A 16,880-nucleotide genomic window follows, 5' to 3' on the forward strand; every position below is an offset into this window, starting at 1 on the left:
CCGACGAGCAAGAGCTCCTCCACATTAGAACTGATATAAATAGAGACCAAAGCATGTACAGTTCAATGGTGGAGGAGCAAAAATAATATGAAATATACAGAAGATCGTGAATTTCTACAGTTCTTGGAGAATTATAAGCAGTCATTTTCCGGATGGGATTTTTCATTCATCTCGGATACGGGACGTGTGGCGAGCGAGCCCTTGGAATGGTCTTATGTCAGCAAGGCTATGAAGTTTATTCATTCATCCAAGGCGATGCTGGATATGGGAACAGGCGGGGGAGAGCTATTATCTCGGCTACGCCCTTTTCCAGAGATCGTATGTGCGACAGAAGCGTATGCACCGAATGTTCCTATCGCCAAGGAAAGATTGGAGCCACTGGGTGTGCGCGTTATGGCTATACAGGATGACGATTCCCTTCCGTTTGGCGATGCCGGGTTCGACCTCGTGCTGAATAAGCATGAGTCATTTTCGCCAACGGAGGTACGGCGTATTTTGCGACCAGGTGGGACGTTTTTGACTCAACAGGTAGGGGGCCTGGATTGTGCGGGCATCAACGACCGTTTGGGAGCACCTGAATACGAGTATGCGGACTGGACCCTTTCTCAAGCACTTGCAGGTTTGAAAAGCAATGGCTTCGAAATTTTAGAGCAGCAGGAACAGTTTCCGATACAGCGCTTTTACGATATTGGAGCGATTGTCTATTACTTAAAAGCAATCGAATGGCAGATTACAGACTTTCAGCCGGAGAAATATATAGAACAGCTATATGGTCTGTATTTAGATATTAAACGTGATGGCTATTGGGACGTGAAGCAGCACCGTTTTCTGATCCATGCCAGAGCGATATAAAGAAGATTCGATCAAAAAGGCCTTTCCCGTGGGGAGGCCTTTTTGTCATACGCAGCTTGAGTAATTCGTCGCTGGAATGATCGGATAAGGACATTTTTTTCCTCCTCTCGTATACTAATCTTTACCATAATTGTACAATGAAGAAGCAATGGCTTACAGTCTCATTTCATTCATTAGTTATAGGGGGATGTACATGTCTGATCCAAAGGGAGTTATAACCAAGCCGGAAAAGGATGAGTCTGTTCGGACAGCATGGTTTTGGCCATGGTTGGGCGGTACGTTTATGTTTGGATTGTTTTCAGTCATGTTTAATGTAGTTTGGAGTATGGTTGTGGCACCCCAAGTGCAGCTTCTACTGAGGCATGAAGGTGTAACGGATACAACTGTGATTGTAATACTGCTTCTATATGCATGGATTATCGGCCTCATCTTTGCAGCTTATGGTGCCTTGAGTGCGCGTATGTCCAACATGGGCAAGCTTCCGTTAATGCTGACAGGACTATTATCATTATTGTGTGGGCTGTGGTTGTGGATTGTAGGAATACAAGGGTCTGGTGGTCAACCTGCTGAAGTGTCGGGAGGGGCGTGGGGGCTCTTTTCACTCTATCATGCTTGGGCGGAGCCTGTGTTAGAGGTATTGGGTCCATATACACAGCATGGTGAAATCTGGTTTCTACTGGCTGCACTGCTGCCGATAGTTGGCATGGTAGTAGGAGTCGGGGTGAATCGTTATCCAGCACTAACCGACAAGAATGGTAAGGTGGATCATAGATGGCAATGGATTGTTGCCGCGATATCTGCTGCGCTCGTCATTGTGCTGACGATTACACTGATGCTTCCTCAACGCCCGTACATTGCAGAGAGGGATTTTCCGGTAGTTGACGGGGCTACAGCGGCCATTCCGTTTGCGCAGGATATGCTGCATGAACTGACCGGAATGAGCAAGGCGCGAGCAGTGCACGAACTGAGATTCAACACGACCCATCAGGCATATGTCAATTTGATCGAAAAGAAGGCGGATCTGATTCTGGTGGCTGGTCCTTCCGATGAGGAACTGCGGCTGGCGAAAAGTCAGGGAATACAAATGAAGCTCACACCCATTGGGTGGGATGCGTTTATTTTTCTCGTACATCAAGACAATCCGGTTGACGGACTTTCTTCGGAGCAGGTTCGTCGCATATATGAAGGGGCTATCCGCAATTGGAATGAAGTAGGGGGCAAGGACCAGCCGATCATTGCTTATCAGCGAGAAGAAAATTCAGGCAGTCAGACATATATGCAAAAGAAAGTGATGGCAGGCCATGAAATGGCTGACCCGCCACGTGAACTACAAATTGGCATTATGGGTGGTATGATTAATGCAGTCGCAGATTTTAACAAGGATTACAACGCGCTCGGATATTCATTTTATTATTTTGCAAATGTGATGCATAATCGTCAAGAGGTCAAATTTTTGTCTATTGATGGAGTGGAGCCGAACAAAGAGCACATCCGCTCGAAGCAATATCCATTCACAGCTCAACTGTTTGTAGTCACACGGGAAGGCGAGAAACCAAGCCCTTCGATGCAACGATTACTCGAATGGCTGCAAAGTGAAGAAGGAACTCGGGCCATCGAAAAAGGCGGCTTTGTTCCTGTAAACTCGTAATCCTGTAACACTGGTTTGCATTCAGTCCATTCCGTATATTCACCTTAAGAGTGAAACGAAGACAGCAGGGTAATACATAGAATATACGTGGCTGTGAATACAATACCCGCACAGCCATGTATATCACCAACATAAGGGGATGAACGAAAATGAAGAAAAAAACATCGGTCTGGGTGCTTTTACTCGCCGTAGCCATAGTGACAGCGGGGTGTGAAACAGGCTCACAAACAAGTTCACAAACAAGTTCGCAAATAGGACAAACGGCTCAAAATGAGCAAAAGGGTGCCGCCTCGGCACAAGCGAATGGTTCGGGAACGCCTGTAGATACACCGAAAACAGGAGGACAAGCAATCACAGACACTACTCAAGCGAAGGTCCGCATGGACAATATTACCGCGCTGCGTTTGATCGACGGGCAATCCGGCTGGATCGGTGGAAATGGCTGGATTGCCCGAACGGACGCGGCTGCATCCGGTTCAGTCGGATCGACGTGGAATGTGCAATATCAGGGCCAAGGCACGGTTCAGCAGATTTTTGCCTTGAACGGGCAGCAAGGCTGGGCTGTTATGGCAGACAGCGGATCGCTGCTGGCCACTCGCGATGGCGGCAAACGCTGGGAGGTTGTTGGGACTGTACCTGAGCAAGGGCAAGCGGGCTTTTTACACTTTGTATCATCCAAGGAAGGGTTCAGTGGCAACCAATATACGAAGGATGGCGGGCAAAGCTGGTCTTCGCTCCCCGTGCCTGGCCACATGGTAGGACAGCCATATTACCATGATCGGCAAAACGGCTGGGCGGTTACGCAGGACACAGACCGTTCATTCCAGATTTTACATACCGTTAACGGGGGCCAAAAGTGGACTACTGTCATGTCACGGACAACAGAGGCGCCTCTAAATGGAGCCATTATTCGTTCGGTAGAACGTGGCAACGCATGGATCGAGCTGGTTGGAGATACGGGGATGAATCAGACGTCGTATTCGCTTTGGCATACTGCCGATAGTGGACAAAGCTGGCGTCCTGTACTGGCGAATGCCACCGCTGGCGGTGGTCCGGCACCAGGTATTAGCCAACAAGACAACCAGGTTCCCAAAAATGAAGGGGCGGCACCCGGTATGCTCTATGCGGTTAATAGCAGTACCGCATGGATGGGCGGTTACTGCGCACCATGCGACAAGCCCAATACGATCGGCTGGACGAGTGACGGCGGCAAGACGTGGAACAATGGCAAGCAAGGCTTTGACGGTTATGGCGGTCAGCAAATTGGGATGGCAAATGCCAAGGAAGGCTGGGCTATTTTTTCGGACTCAGAGCAGGCCCCAGTTATGTACACTACCTCGGATGGTGGACAGCATTGGACGCAGAGCCATGTATTTGACAAGCCTGTGACACCAGGCTCCTAAGGAGGAATGCATATGAGCCAACATAAGAAAAGTGCGATTACTTGGAATGACGGTCGTAAAGTACCGCTCATCGGGCAGGGCACGTGGAATATGGGCGAAAAAGCCTCACTTCGGCAGGAGGAGGTGCGTGCGCTTCAACTTGGCTTCGAGCTGGGTATGACGCTGGTGGACACGGCTGAAATGTATGCGGAGGGCGGCGCAGAAGAGATCGTCGGAGAGGCCATTCAGGGGCGCCGGGACGATGTCTATCTTGTCAGCAAGGCTTACCCTCATCATGCGGACCGCCAAGGACTGGCTCAAGCGTGCGAAGCGAGCTTAACCCGCATGGGAACGGATTACATGGATATGTATTTGTTGCATTGGCGAGGGAATATTCCACTGGAAGAGACAATAGAAGGTATGGAAAAACTGCGTGAGCAGGGCAAAGTCCGCTGCTGGGGAGTGTCCAACCTGGACAAGTCCGACATGGAGGAGCTATGGAGCCTGAGTGGAGGCGAAGCCTGCGCTGTCAATCAAGTGCTGTATCACGCGGCTTCGCGGGGCATCGAATATGATCTGCTACCTTGGAGCCGTGCGAATGGAGTGCCTGTGATGGCCTATTGCCCGATTGCCCAAGGTGGTCGCCTGCGACGGGGCCTGCTGGAGCATCCTGTTATGGTAGACATTGCTGCCAGCCACGGGGTAACTCCATCGCAAATTGCGCTTGCGTGGGTCATACGAGACGGTGATGTCTGGGCCATTCCGAAGGCGGTACAGGAATCGCATGTACGAGAAAATGCAGCGGCAGCAAGTATTCGGCTCACCCCTGAACAACTTCAACAAATAGACGAAGCTTTTCCTCCGCCGACGCGGAAGCAGCCGCTGGATATGGTTTGAGGAAGGAGGAGCCCATGACAGAGCGAGAGACAGAACTGCATGAGGTAGATGATCATCTGGATTATGGATTATCCGTTGTATTCATCGGCTTTAATCCCAGCTTGAAATCAGGCGAGGTAGGACATCATTATGCGAATCCGCGCAACCGCTTTTGGCGCATACTGGAGGGAGCAGGCTTGACACCTCGCTTGTACGATCCATCGGAAGATCGAGAGCTGCTGAAGCTGGGCTTCGGATTTACGAACATTGTTTCCCGTCCCACAAGGGGAGTAGAGGACATTGCACGCGAGGAATACGCCGAAGGACGTCTAAAGCTATACGAGAAGCTAAAGGAATACCGCCCGAAGGTTGCTTGCTTTGTCGGCAAAGGCGTGTACACCGAATACAGTAAAAAATCTAAAGTAAATTGGGGATTTCAGCCTGAATCGCTAATTCCCGAGATGCATGAATTTGTGGCACCTTCGTCTAGCGGATTGGTGCGCATGTCGCTGGAAGAAATCACAGATATTTATAGCCGTCTCCAAACGTTCCTTTCGTCAGAAATTGTCTGAAATGCAGTAAGTACGGCGAATATAGCTAGCACAAAAAGAACCACACGCTTCAGTCCCTGCGGGGAAGAGCGTGTGGTTCTTTGAGCTGTTTCTATTCTATTGTAAGGCTTTCGCCTGCCATGCCTGTTCCACGGGAACATAAGGATATCCCAGATCACGTGCGACTGCTTCGTAGGTAATATGTCCGTTCAGGACGTTGGTGCCGCTAAGCAGCGGCTTGCTTCTGCGAAGCGCCTCCTGCACACCCAGATCTGCGAGCTGGAGAGCAAAGGGGAGCGTCGCGTTCGTCAGAGCCAGCGTCGAGGTTTGCGGTACCGCGCCTGGCATGTTTGCTACCGCATAGTGAATGACGCCATGCTTCACATAGGTAGGCTGGTCGTGTGTCGTGATGTGGTCAATCGTCTCGACAATGCCGCCTTGGTCGATGGCGACATCCACAATCACAGAGCCGGGCTGCATCGTCTGTACCATGGCTTCCGTTACGAGTCGCGGGGCTTTGGCACCAGTGATCAGGACGGCACCGATCAGCAAATCACTTTGCGCCACGGCTTCAGCAATGTTGGACGGGGTGGACACCAGCGTATGGAGCTGATTGCCAAAAATATCGTCCAGTTGACGCAGTCTTTGCAGGCTCAGGTCGATCAGTGTCACATCTGCCCCGAGACCGATGGCGAGCTTGGCCGCATTGGTACCGACCACCCCTCCGCCAATAATGGTGACTTTACCGCGTTTGACCCCCGGCACACCCGCCAGCAGGATGCCTTTGCCCCCCTTTGGTTTTTCCAGCAGTTGTGCTCCAATTTGTACAGCCATTCGACCGGCAACCTCACTCATCGGAGTAAGCAGCGGGAGGCTGCCTTCAACATCTAGTGTCTCATAGGAAATGGCGGCTACGCCGTTGTCTGTTAAAGCGCGAGCCAGTGCTGGCTCGGCAGCCAAATGCAGATAGGTGAATAAAATCAATCCTGGTCGAAAATATCCGTATTCAGAGGGGAGCGGCTCTTTTACCTTGATAATCAGATCCGCCTGGGACCACACGTCCGCAGCTTGCTGCACAAGAGTCGCACCCGCAGCGGCATAATCTCCATCCGTAAAGCCACTTTCAACACCTGCGCGGCTTTCCACAAACACATGGTGTCCGTGTTGGATCATTTGAGCTGCACCTGCAGGCGTTAGAGCGACACGATTTTCGTTGTTTTTAATCTCTTTCGGAACCCCAATTTTCATTTCATTCACCTCTCCTATAAATAATTGTTAGGAAAATTACACTATCATTTTTGTGCAGCTGCTGATTAGTTACATGGACTCAAGCCGATAAATGCAATTCATGTTAGATTAGGTACAGTTTACAAGGGGTGAAGCTCCTTGACATCATACATTTTGTCGGATTATCTGACTTAAAGGCTCGACTTTTTGATGAATATATGTCATGTAAAATGACATAAAGACATATACATAAGGAGAATGCCGATGAACGGTAAAAAAACATTTACCATTGCGGATGTGCTGGAACGTCCCGTTTTCCGGCGGGCGAAGCTGGCGGCGGGGGAACAGGGCGTACATCGCCGTGTGGGTTGGGTCCATGTGCTAGAAATCACAAATGTCTCTCCGTTTGTGAGCCGTCATGACTTGATTTTGACGACCGGCCTGTGGCTCACCCGGAAGGGGGAAGAGCGCGCCGAGTATATGGAGCAACTGATCCGCTCGGAAGCCGCAGGATTGTGTGTGGAGCTGGGCACGAGCATTCATGAAATCCCTTCTGAAATTCTGGAGTTGGCGGAACGACATCACTTCCCAGTCATCGTATTTGAGCAGCCAGTGCGTTTTGTTGAAATTACACAAGATATTCATTCTCTACTTATTAACCGACATCATGAACTACTAAAAGATCTGGAACGATTTTCACGTCAGCTTCAGCAGGAAACCCTGCGCAGTACTGATATGAACGCCCTCTTACGTGTGCTTCATGACTATGCAGCTCGGCAGGTCATCTACATGTCCTCCATTGATACCAATCGATTCGTACCTTCCGTCCAGCCGGATCTGGCGGACCGTATTGCAGATTTTTATGCCAATGAAGTGGAATCTAGTATGACCGCCGATCGGGAGGGACATCTGCTGTTTCACCTGAATGAATCCACCGCCGTGTTGTTCCAGCCCGTTGTATGCTTCGGTCAGGTGTTTTCCGCAGTAGGTCTGGTGCTGCATAGTGAAATGCCGACGGAAGAAATGTCGCTGCTACTCGATTACACTGCCAAGGCAGCCGCTACCTTGGTGCTGAGAACACAGTTTCTTGAAGACCGATTGCTGCGTAATCAAAATGAATTGATTCAGGATGTACTGAGCGGACAGCTTCCTAGTGAAGAACAGGCCCAGACCCGGATGGGCCTGCGATTGTTATCGAAGGGGCAGTATTTATTTTGGGCAGGGGTTATCGAAGTAGAACATCAGGACAAGGATGCCAGTCAGGTACGTAAGGAATCTATCAATCAGGATGTGCTAGTGCTGCTTCGTTCATTGTTGAAAAAGGAAACGTTGCACAATCTGCTGATGATGAAGGGGAGTCAATGCTACATCCTTTGTGCCAAGGAGGAATTAACACTGCGTTCTGTAGCGCAAATGAAAAAAGTGCTTGCCCATACAGTTCAATATATTCAGAACTATGCCGCAGGACAGCTTCATAAGGTGCGCATTCATGCAGGCTTTGGTAAAGTAAGGCATCGTATGACAGGGACAGATCGCAGTTTTGAAGAGGCATATGAGGTCATTGAAGTGGCACGAAGCGTCCCAGTCATGAAGGATCGTTTGTTTTACGACAGCATCGGAATCTATCAGTTGTTGAAGGCGGTGCCCCGCATTCCTTTTCTACAAGAGTTCGTAGAGGATCATTTGGGTGGGCTGATTGCGCATGATCGTGAGCACCATATGCAGCTTCTGGATACACTGGATGCCTATTTTCAATCCTATGGCTCCAAGCGTGATACCGCCGGAATTTTGTACATTCACAGACAGACCCTCTATAATCGGCTAGATAAAATTAATGAAATCATAGAGGGAAATCTGGCAGACCCTGACAAACGTCGTTGCCTGGAGATGGCACTACTGGCTTACCGAATGCTTCAGGCTGAAAATTGATCCTAAATAACTAGTTCTATTTTCCATTCTACTCATTTACAATGCGTGTTAACACTGAGATAATAGAAGAGATTACGGAAATATCTTGAAAGGGGATTAATATGAATATAAAAAAATGGATTGCCGTCCCTCTTATTCTGTTGATGGTAGCTTTGACAGGTTGCCAGGCAGTAGGCGGATTTGATGTAAGTAAAAATTTATTGGGAACACTTGATGTGAAATCCCAGCAGACAACGGAGAAAATCTCTCTTAAGTTGACTCCCAAAGAAGGAATCACGCAAGGAGATAAAGAAATCGTAGATTTGATTAATTCGATTTCCGTTACTGTGGATGAAGCCAAAGTACAATCGGAGGAACTTGCTTCTGCCAAAGGTACATTGCACATCGATAAGTATAATTTGCCGTTTGAACTTGCTTTAGACCGCCAAGGTTTGGCTATTCAACTGGAAGGTGCCAAAAAACCTTATTACATATCTATGAACTCGCAAGAGAGTTTGAGCGGTCTGCCTGTTGGATTTGATCCATATGTATATTCCAAAGACGTGAGAGAACTGACGAAAACAGCCGCTGCACTTATGCTCAAGCATGCGCCTAACCCTTCGACCATTTCGGCAACGTCTGTAACCGAGGAAGTATACGGTGAAAAAGACAAAGTGAAACTGACCCATCTGCATGCTGAACTTCGTGGTGATGAGCTGGTAACATTGGTAAAACCGTTCCTGGCGAATCTGGCCAAGGACGAAGCAGGCTTGAAAGAGCTGATCGGGCAAGCCATTGATATGACGAAAACGATCGCTTCTGGCATGAATATTGAAGGTAGTGATAAAGTAACCACGGAACTGAGTGCTAACAAAGAAAAAATGGTCAATGAGGCTTATACCGAAGTTAAAAAGTATTTGGATCTGGCCGTTGATCAGTATGATGTAGGAGTTAGCACCATGTATGCACAGTCCCCTGAAATCAAAACGGTTCTGAGTGCTAACACGGTTCTGAAAAGCGACATGTATTTTGATGAAAAGGGAAATGTTCGCAAAGCGGCGACAGACCTGACGGTTGCTTTGCCAGATGTGGACGGTCTTCCGGTGAAGTCCTTCACAATTCTGACCGAAACTCAATCCTGGAACGTCAATGGTAGTGTGACGGCTGATAAAGTGGATATTTCTAACGGTGTTATTGACTTGAATAAACAAGCTGAATTAACTCCCGGAGCGACGTTGCGCAACTTTGAAGCGAATTCTCCGATCTACAACATTTTAAAAAATGATTTGGAAATTACAAAAGTAGAAACAACTTTCGATCCTAAAGACGATTACTACGTCTTGGAGAATCGTGGTGGCACTGCCTTTATTCCATTGCGTGAACTGACAGGCGAACTGAACTCCGAGTTAAAATGGGATGCAGCTGCCAAACAGACTACTGTAATTGATGATATTACAGGTAAGACGATTAAGCTGAAAAGTGGCTCCAAACAAGCTGTATTGGAAGGAAGCACATTGACGCTGCCACAAGCTCCATATACGGATGAATATGGCACATTGTATGTTCCTTTCAAATCAGTTGCCGAGGCGCTTGGCGCCACAGTAACTCGTAATAATGATGGGGAATATGTACTGAAACGCGACTAAAAAGAAATTCAAGGAACCAGCCCAATTAGGGGCTGGTTCTTTTTTAGTTATATTGGTAAAATGCTCAGTAAAGCGATTAAAATAAGCGCTTACAAATTTGAAAAGTGCCATACTTTTATACAGGGAAAATTGAGATAATTATAGTATCATTCCAGCATAGGAAAACACATACAATTAGGGGGATATACGATGAAAGATATGGAACTATTGAATTCCAGAGAGGGACAAAGGGTGCTTGCCCGAATGTATGGTCAACAGCAAATCTCTGAGCAAATGACTCGATATGAATCACTTATACAGGCGTATCGGGAGCATTTTGGTGTAGGGGATATTGAACTGTTTAGTGCTCCGGGACGCTGCGAAATTGGTGGAAATCATACAGACCACAATCATGGGAAGGTGCTGGCAGGCAGTATTACACTCGATACCATCGCTGTAGCTTCTAAAGTGGAGGAGTCTGTAATTACATTCTTTTCTGAAGGCTACAAGACGAAGTACGTCATCGATTTAACTGACTTGTCGCCAAAACCGGAGGATGACAGTACGATGCTGCTGGTCCGTGGTATTGCCGCTGGTCTACTTGAATTCGGATACCGTATCGGAGGATTCCAAGCTTATATATCAAGTAATGTATTCTCTGCTTCAGGTTTAAGTTCTTCCGCTTCTTTTGAAATGTTGATATGTACGATATTGAATCATTTTTATAACGAGGGAGCGTTAGACGCTGTTGCTAAATCAAAAATTGGTCAGTATGCGGAAAATGGCTATTGGAACAAGCCGTCGGGACTGCTCGATCAGATGGCTTGCGCATATGGCGGCTTGATTTCCATTGACTTTGAAAATCCCAAGGAACCGATCATAAATCCTGTTCATTGGGATTTTGAACAAAACGGATATTCCCTCGTTATTGTAAATACAGGTGGAAATCATGCTGATTTAACGGACGATTACGCGGCGGTGCCCAACGAAATGCGTGCAGTGGCACAATCTTTAGGCGCAACGGTTTGCCGTGACTTATTGCCGGAGGATCTATATGCCAACCTCAAGATGGTCAGGGAAAAAGCAGGAGACCGTGCAGTGCTGCGGGCGTTGCATTTTTTTGAAGAAAATAGACGTGTGGATGAACAGGTGAAATCACTGGAGGAGGGGCGTTTTACTGATTTCCTGAGGCTCATTACCGAATCTGGTAATTCCTCATGGAAATGGCTCCAAAACGTATATAGAAGTGGGGTTGCGCGAGAACAAGACGTATCGGTTGCGCTGGCTTTAACCGAAATGTATTTAAAATCAATAGATAACAGCGCATGCAGGGTACATGGTGGTGGCTTTGCTGGTGTCATCTTGACGATTCTTCCGAATGATCATGTGGATGATTATAAGGAGTGGATTAGCGGAATGCTGGGAACTCCGGTACTTGTTGTCAACGTCCGTGAGGACGGTGCCGTTAATGTTAGTGATTTGATAAATGTTGAACGGACTCATTGCGAGTTTACAAGCTAGTCAGTCAGTAGAAGACTTTAACCCATGGGTTAAAGTCTTCGTCCTTTTTATCGCCGATACAGCTCAGGTTTGCGTTATAATAAAGAGATGATAGTTTTAATGAAGGAGGGCCTGTCATGGCTATATACCCGTCCTGGTCCTATTCGCAATCGAGGGCTCAAACGTTCGATGAATGCTTACGAAAATACTATTATCATTATTACGGCTCGCATAATGGCTGGAATTCGGCACAGGGCACTGAAGAGCAAGTTACGTTGTATCGGCTCAAGCAACTGAGCAACTTATATATTTTATTCGGGAATATCACGCATCAAATGTGTGAATCAGTCATACGTGGATGGATGGAAAAAGGGGCTATCCCGCGCACAGCATACCTCGAGACAGCTATGAAGAACATGTTGAATAACAGCTACAAGGAATCGCTACACCGTGAGCTATGGCTACAAGATCCGAAAAATCGCGTCATGCTGGCGGAGGTTTATTACGACGACGAGGTGCTTCCAGAACGGATCGCCCTTATTAAGGAGCGGCAGCACGCGGTGATACACAATTTGTACCGTACTGCGGTTTGGCGTGAACTGCAACAGGGAAAGGCCAGAATTGTAGAAGTGGAGAAGTGGGATACGATGCTCCTTCATGAGACGAAAGTGTATGTCAAAATGGATTTGCTCTACCGTAGAGACAATGGAGACATGGTCATCGTGGATTGGAAAACAGGCAAGGAAGGCGATTTTTCCGACCAGCTTTTTTTGTATGCTTCCTACGTGCAGGAGCACTATCAGCTTCCTTTGGAGAAGATTGAGGTACGTGTGGAGTATTTGATGACAGGAGAGCATAAGGTATATCGTCCCGCGCAAGAAGATATCGACAAAGTGGTTGGTAATGTAGGACGATACATCGATGAAATGAAATCCTGTCTCGATGACGATTACTATAACCGGCCCAAGCCCGAATCTTTCTTCACTCCGATGCCTTCACGCAGAGCGTGCGGAGGCTGTAATTTTCGTGAGGTGTGTAAGTACCGAGCGGTGTGAAATGACTTGATCGCCGTTGCCACCGGATTCCTACGATAATTAACGCTAGTGAATCCGGTCATATGGCAAATCTATAATTCTTCTATGTTTTGAAACCGCTTTATAATTTAGATGATGCGAGGTATGATAAGGGTATTATTGGAAAAAGCGAAGGAGGAAGTTAGGAAGATGACGAGTACAGAACATGCACGTATTCTTTTTCAGGGAGATTCTATAACAGACGGAGGAAGGGGACGAAATGAGGACGCGAACCATTGGCTGGGTCAGAGCTATGTGTATCTGATCGCAGGTGCATTGGGGAGCCGTTTGACTAGCACACAGCCAGAATTTGTGAACCGGGGAATTTCGGGGGATCGAGTTTCGGATTTGTATGCACGCTGGAATGAGGACATGTATAGCCTGAAGCCGGACCTGCTCAGTATTCTAATTGGAGTGAACGATGCCTGGCGGATCGTAGAGCAGGAGCCGTCCGGAGTGACGGACCGATTTGAACGAGCCTATCGCCACCTTCTGGAAGAAACGCGTGAAGTGATGCCCGATATCGGGCTGGTGTTGTGTGAACCGTTTATTTTGAAAACGGGAGCTACCGAGGCGCGATGGGATATTTGGCAAGAAAAAATAACGGGATACCAGCGTATTGTACGTCAGCTTGCGGACGAATTTGGGGCCGTATTTGTGCCGCTTCAGAGCATGTTGAACGAAGCCGCTACCAAGGCGGACGCCTCCTATTGGCTGCATGACGGGGTTCATCCGACAGCGGTTGGGCATCAGTTGATAGCTGATCAATGGATAGATATCGTGCAAAAGAGTCCGCTGGCGATACGCTAACAGAGTCATACATAGTCTACTCCTTGTCATTTTTGGGTAATACACGATTATGGACATCATTACTTATGTTATGGTTCCATCCAAAAATGAATGTCAAAGGGGGGGCTTCTTGCTTCATCATGAACGGAGCAAGAGAGGGCTATGGAAACGATAAATATCATTCTGGTTATATTACTTATCACATTAACTGCTTTTTTTGTGGCCTCGGAGTATTCCATTATTCGTGTGCGGGTATCTCGCATCAATCAATTGGCCTCTGAAGGCAACAAAAATGCGAAAGCTGTTAAAAACATTCTGTCTCGGCTGGACGAGTATTTATCTGCTTGTCAGCTCGGAACCACATTAACCTCAATGGCGCTAGGCTGGCTAGGAGAATCTACTGTTGAACATCTGCTACATCCCCTGTTTGTGTTGGCTCATATTCCGGCAGGCCTGACGGGAGTGCTCTCCTTTTTGCTGGCTTTTCTGATCTTGACCTATTTCGAGGTGGTCATTGGGGAGCTGGTACCCAAAACATTCGCCATACAGATTGCTGAACCGATGGCATTGTTTTTTGCCCGCCCGATCACGATATTCTATAAAATGACCTATCCCCTGAATTGGGTGCTCAGTCGTTCATCGCGTGTCATTACGGGTCTCTTCGGGCTCAAAAAGGTATCTGAAGAAGATGCAGCACTCAGTGAAGCTGAGCTTCGTTTGGCATTATCTGAAGGTTTTCGTAGTGGTGAAATTACACCGACAGAGTATCGATATCTGAACAATGTATTTGATTTTGACGACCGTGCAGCTCAGGAAATTATGGTACCGCGCATCCACATCCGCTCCATCTCCCATCAGGCAACAGTGGCCGAGTTTATGGAGCTGATCGAGGACAAAGTTTATAATTTTCTACCTGTAGCTGAACATGGCGACCGGGATCGTATTATCGGGATGATTCGCGTTAAGGAAGCCCTGCATGATTTGGCACGTGGGCACAGCACAGGGAATACGACGATGGCTTCTTATATTCATCCGGTGCTTCAGGTTATCGAGACGGTTCAGGCTCGGGATCTGCTGATTCAGATGCAAAAACGGCGCATTCCAGTAGCGGTGCTGGTGGACGAATATGGTGGAACATCTGGACTTGTCACACTGGAGGATATTATGGAGGAGATTGTTGGAGACATTCCTTCCTATACCGACACCGAAACTTCCGCAGCGTTAACTCCACTCATTACAAAAACAGATGATCATCGTTACATACTCAAATCACAGGCGCTCATTCATGAGGTCAATCGGCGCTTGGAGACGGATATTGAGGCCGGGGACGTATATACGATTGGCGGATGGATGCTTTCAGAGCGTTTTGATATCCAGCAAGGAGAGAAGCTGACCATGGGTTTATGGGAGTTTACCGTACTGGAAAAAAATAGTCACCAAATAGACACAATTGAAGCGATGAAGAAAACAGTCGTTGAACAGAAAAATGACAATGATTTTTAATAATGGAAAATGACTTTGTAGATTAACAGCTTGCTTAAAATGTGACGAAGGCCTGTAAAGCTTGTGGCAGCGCGATTCGTCCATTTTAAGATGCAAGCTGCTACCTGGTAACATATTGTTTTTTTGTAATTAGGGTAGGGACTTAAGACTCTGTATCTTTATGCTCATAAATATATCCGTCTGTGAAAAATACTACTAGAAATGTAGCAATTTTATGGTAAAATGGAATCAAATTTGAGTTTTTTGGGGTGGGCTACAGTACATGAAGATGTCACTAGGTACGAAAATGGTTACTGCATTTGTCTCAATTTCTGCAATAACCTATGGAACAAGCGCTTTTTTTATTTTTGTACTCAAGGACTGGCTTGCTCAAGGTACACAAGAATGGGTGTACACTTCGATCATTCTGTTATTGGGTGTCCTGTGGAGTGGCATTTTGGGCTGGTTGATCTCAAAATTACTCACACGGCCAATTGTTAGGTTGGCAAAGGCGGCAGAGGAAGCTTCGGCGGGGAACCTGTCTGTTGTGATTCCTGAACGTCGTTCGGAGGATGAAATCAAAGTTCTGTATGATGCATTTCGGCATATGATGCTGAACATTAAAGATATGTTCAATGAGATCTCGTACAGCACCAGAACCACTTCGCAAAGTGCGGAAAACCTGAGCTTGGCTATTGCGCAGGCTACCACACAAATTGAGTCCATGTCTTCGGTGGTAGAAGATATTTTGAATGGTGTGGAGCAGCAAAAGCAAGCATCTGCCCAATCTATTAAAACAGCAGACCGAATGCTGGGCGATTTTAAAATGATGCGTAGCAAATCGGGGCATATGCTGGAACTGTCAGGCCATATGGAGCATTCAGTAGATTCGACGCAGACTGTATTTTCATCCCTGATGGATGGAATGGGAGAGCTGACAGCATCACATGGTCGTTCGCAGCAGGTAATTGCACGACTGGAAAAAGAAGCTTCCCAAATTGAAGCGATTACAAGCACCGTGAAGGATATTGCTGAACAAACCCATCTGCTGGCGTTAAATGCTTCCATAGAAGCGGCGCGTGCGGGAGAAGAAGGGAACGGGTTTGCGGTAGTGGCTCACCAAATTCGCGCACTTGCCGCCCAAAGTACGGAATCTGTGCAGCAAATAAATGCCATCGTTAGCCGTGTGCAATCACAAATCGTAGAGACAGTGCAGTTGATGCATCAGCAAACGTCATTGGTCAGTGCTGAGGCGGAACGGACAAGCTCTGTGGATCAGACGCTGAACCATTTGAACGCTATTGTACGTGAATTTGTCGAGAGCATCCGTTTAATGGAAGAGGCCGTAACGGAGCAGACGAATCGGGTAGATCAAACCTTTGAGCAGATCCATCGTATTCAGCAAATGTCTGGGGCCTTCTCTGAAGGGGCTCACAAAATTTATACAGCTGCTCATGAGGAGACAGCAATTATGCAGGAAATTTCGTCTTCTTCCGAGGATTTGAAAGTGCTTACGAATAAACTCATGATGAAAACACGTGGAATGCAACTATAACAGAAACCCCCATGTGATGCATGATATGTACAAACAAAATGTAGCCGCTATACACCGGAAAACGCAGCAAAATGGTTCCCCGGTGTGTAGTGGCTATTTTTTAATTTCAAAAAACTCACATTGTTTTCTGGGGTGGTAAGCCAGATCACTTACGCTGGATTGCACGACGATGGTTTGATCGTCAAAACGGATTATGATTCCGCCAGAGCCAATCAATTGGTCATCCTGAAATACTCGGACACGAAGATGACGTTCCAGTGCCTCATTGAAATCCTGATCTGTAATTAATCGGCGATTAATGGCCATGAGGGTTCTCCTTTGAATATAATATCTTTTATCATAAAGGTAAGGTATTGAACAAGCAAGAAACACGGCTAGAACCTCATCGGTTATTGGGTATAAAATAGAATGC

14 protein-coding genes are annotated in these 16,880 nt (G+C 47.2%); 12 read left to right on the top strand and 2 right to left on the bottom strand.

Translation table 11 applies throughout. The annotated features are described in order from the left end of the window. Positions 1 to 87: 87 nt before the first annotated feature. The 5 genes from NSQ68_RS05285 to NSQ68_RS05305 all read left to right on the top strand — a co-directional run bounded on the left by NSQ68_RS05285 (position 88) and on the right by NSQ68_RS05305 (position 5,330). Positions 88 to 852 (top strand): class I SAM-dependent methyltransferase, encoded by a 765-nt coding sequence (locus NSQ68_RS05285; RefSeq protein ID WP_342425746.1) that lies wholly within the window; start codon positions 88 to 90, stop codon positions 850 to 852. Between the two features lie 193 nt (positions 853 to 1,045). Next, entirely contained in the window at positions 1,046 to 2,500 is a 1,455-nt protein-coding gene (locus NSQ68_RS05290) for a substrate-binding domain-containing protein (RefSeq protein ID WP_342428207.1), read from the top strand. A 149-nt stretch (positions 2,501 to 2,649) separates the two neighbouring features. Beyond that, a complete protein-coding gene (locus NSQ68_RS05295) occupies positions 2,650 to 3,903 on the top strand; it encodes a hypothetical protein (RefSeq protein WP_342428208.1) in 1,254 nt (417 codons plus the stop codon). Between the two features lie 12 nt (positions 3,904 to 3,915). Continuing rightward, positions 3,916 to 4,779 (top strand): aldo/keto reductase, encoded by an 864-nt coding sequence (locus NSQ68_RS05300; RefSeq protein ID WP_342428209.1) that lies wholly within the window; start codon positions 3,916 to 3,918, stop codon positions 4,777 to 4,779. 14 nt (positions 4,780 to 4,793) lie between these two features. Continuing rightward, positions 4,794 to 5,330, top strand: a complete 537-nt coding sequence (locus NSQ68_RS05305) for a mismatch-specific DNA-glycosylase (RefSeq protein WP_307348111.1) — start codon at positions 4,794 to 4,796, stop codon at positions 5,328 to 5,330. A gap of 96 nt (positions 5,331 to 5,426) precedes the next feature. Here NSQ68_RS05305 and ald read toward each other — a convergent pair whose 3' ends face one another. Then, a complete protein-coding gene (ald, locus tag NSQ68_RS05310; RefSeq protein WP_342428210.1) occupies positions 5,427 to 6,557 on the bottom strand; it encodes an alanine dehydrogenase in 1,131 nt (376 codons plus the stop codon). 243 nt (positions 6,558 to 6,800) lie between these two features. Here ald and NSQ68_RS05315 point away from each other — a divergent pair, with 243 nt between their 5' ends. From NSQ68_RS05315 to NSQ68_RS05345, 7 genes are all read left to right on the top strand, one after another. After that, entirely contained in the window at positions 6,801 to 8,465 is a 1,665-nt protein-coding gene (locus NSQ68_RS05315; protein ID WP_342428211.1) for a PucR family transcriptional regulator ligand-binding domain-containing protein, read from the top strand. Between the two features lie 101 nt (positions 8,466 to 8,566). Next, positions 8,567 to 10,090: a copper amine oxidase N-terminal domain-containing protein gene (locus NSQ68_RS05320; RefSeq protein WP_342428212.1), complete on the top strand. Its 1,524-nt coding sequence runs from the start codon at positions 8,567 to 8,569 to the stop codon at positions 10,088 to 10,090. Positions 10,091 to 10,279: 189 nt separating this feature from the next. Then, positions 10,280 to 11,590, top strand: a complete 1,311-nt coding sequence (locus tag NSQ68_RS05325; protein ID WP_342428213.1) for a galactokinase family protein — start codon at positions 10,280 to 10,282, stop codon at positions 11,588 to 11,590. A 116-nt stretch (positions 11,591 to 11,706) separates the two neighbouring features. After that, positions 11,707 to 12,624 (top strand): PD-(D/E)XK nuclease family protein, encoded by a 918-nt coding sequence (locus NSQ68_RS05330; RefSeq protein ID WP_342428214.1) that lies wholly within the window; start codon positions 11,707 to 11,709, stop codon positions 12,622 to 12,624. Between the two features lie 168 nt (positions 12,625 to 12,792). Further along, the gene (locus tag NSQ68_RS05335; RefSeq protein ID WP_342428215.1) at positions 12,793 to 13,452 is read left to right on the top strand and encodes an SGNH/GDSL hydrolase family protein; all 660 of its coding nucleotides are present in this window, start codon (positions 12,793 to 12,795) and stop codon (positions 13,450 to 13,452) included. 141 nt (positions 13,453 to 13,593) lie between these two features. Beyond that, positions 13,594 to 14,934, top strand: coding sequence for a hemolysin family protein (locus NSQ68_RS05340; RefSeq protein WP_342428216.1), 1,341 nt, complete (start codon positions 13,594 to 13,596; stop codon positions 14,932 to 14,934). A 262-nt stretch (positions 14,935 to 15,196) separates the two neighbouring features. Next, complete coding sequence (locus NSQ68_RS05345) at positions 15,197 to 16,468, top strand: methyl-accepting chemotaxis protein (RefSeq protein WP_342428217.1); 1,272 nt, start codon at positions 15,197 to 15,199, stop codon at positions 16,466 to 16,468. 93 nt (positions 16,469 to 16,561) lie between these two features. Here NSQ68_RS05345 and NSQ68_RS05350 read toward each other — a convergent pair whose 3' ends face one another. Next, positions 16,562 to 16,774: a hypothetical protein gene (locus NSQ68_RS05350; protein ID WP_013309048.1), complete on the bottom strand. Its 213-nt coding sequence runs from the start codon at positions 16,772 to 16,774 to the stop codon at positions 16,562 to 16,564. Positions 16,775 to 16,880 lie beyond the last annotated feature (106 nt).

Source organism: Paenibacillus sp. FSL L8-0158, assembly GCF_038592965.1.
Taxonomy (GTDB): domain Bacteria; phylum Bacillota; class Bacilli; order Paenibacillales; family Paenibacillaceae; genus Paenibacillus; species Paenibacillus polymyxa_D.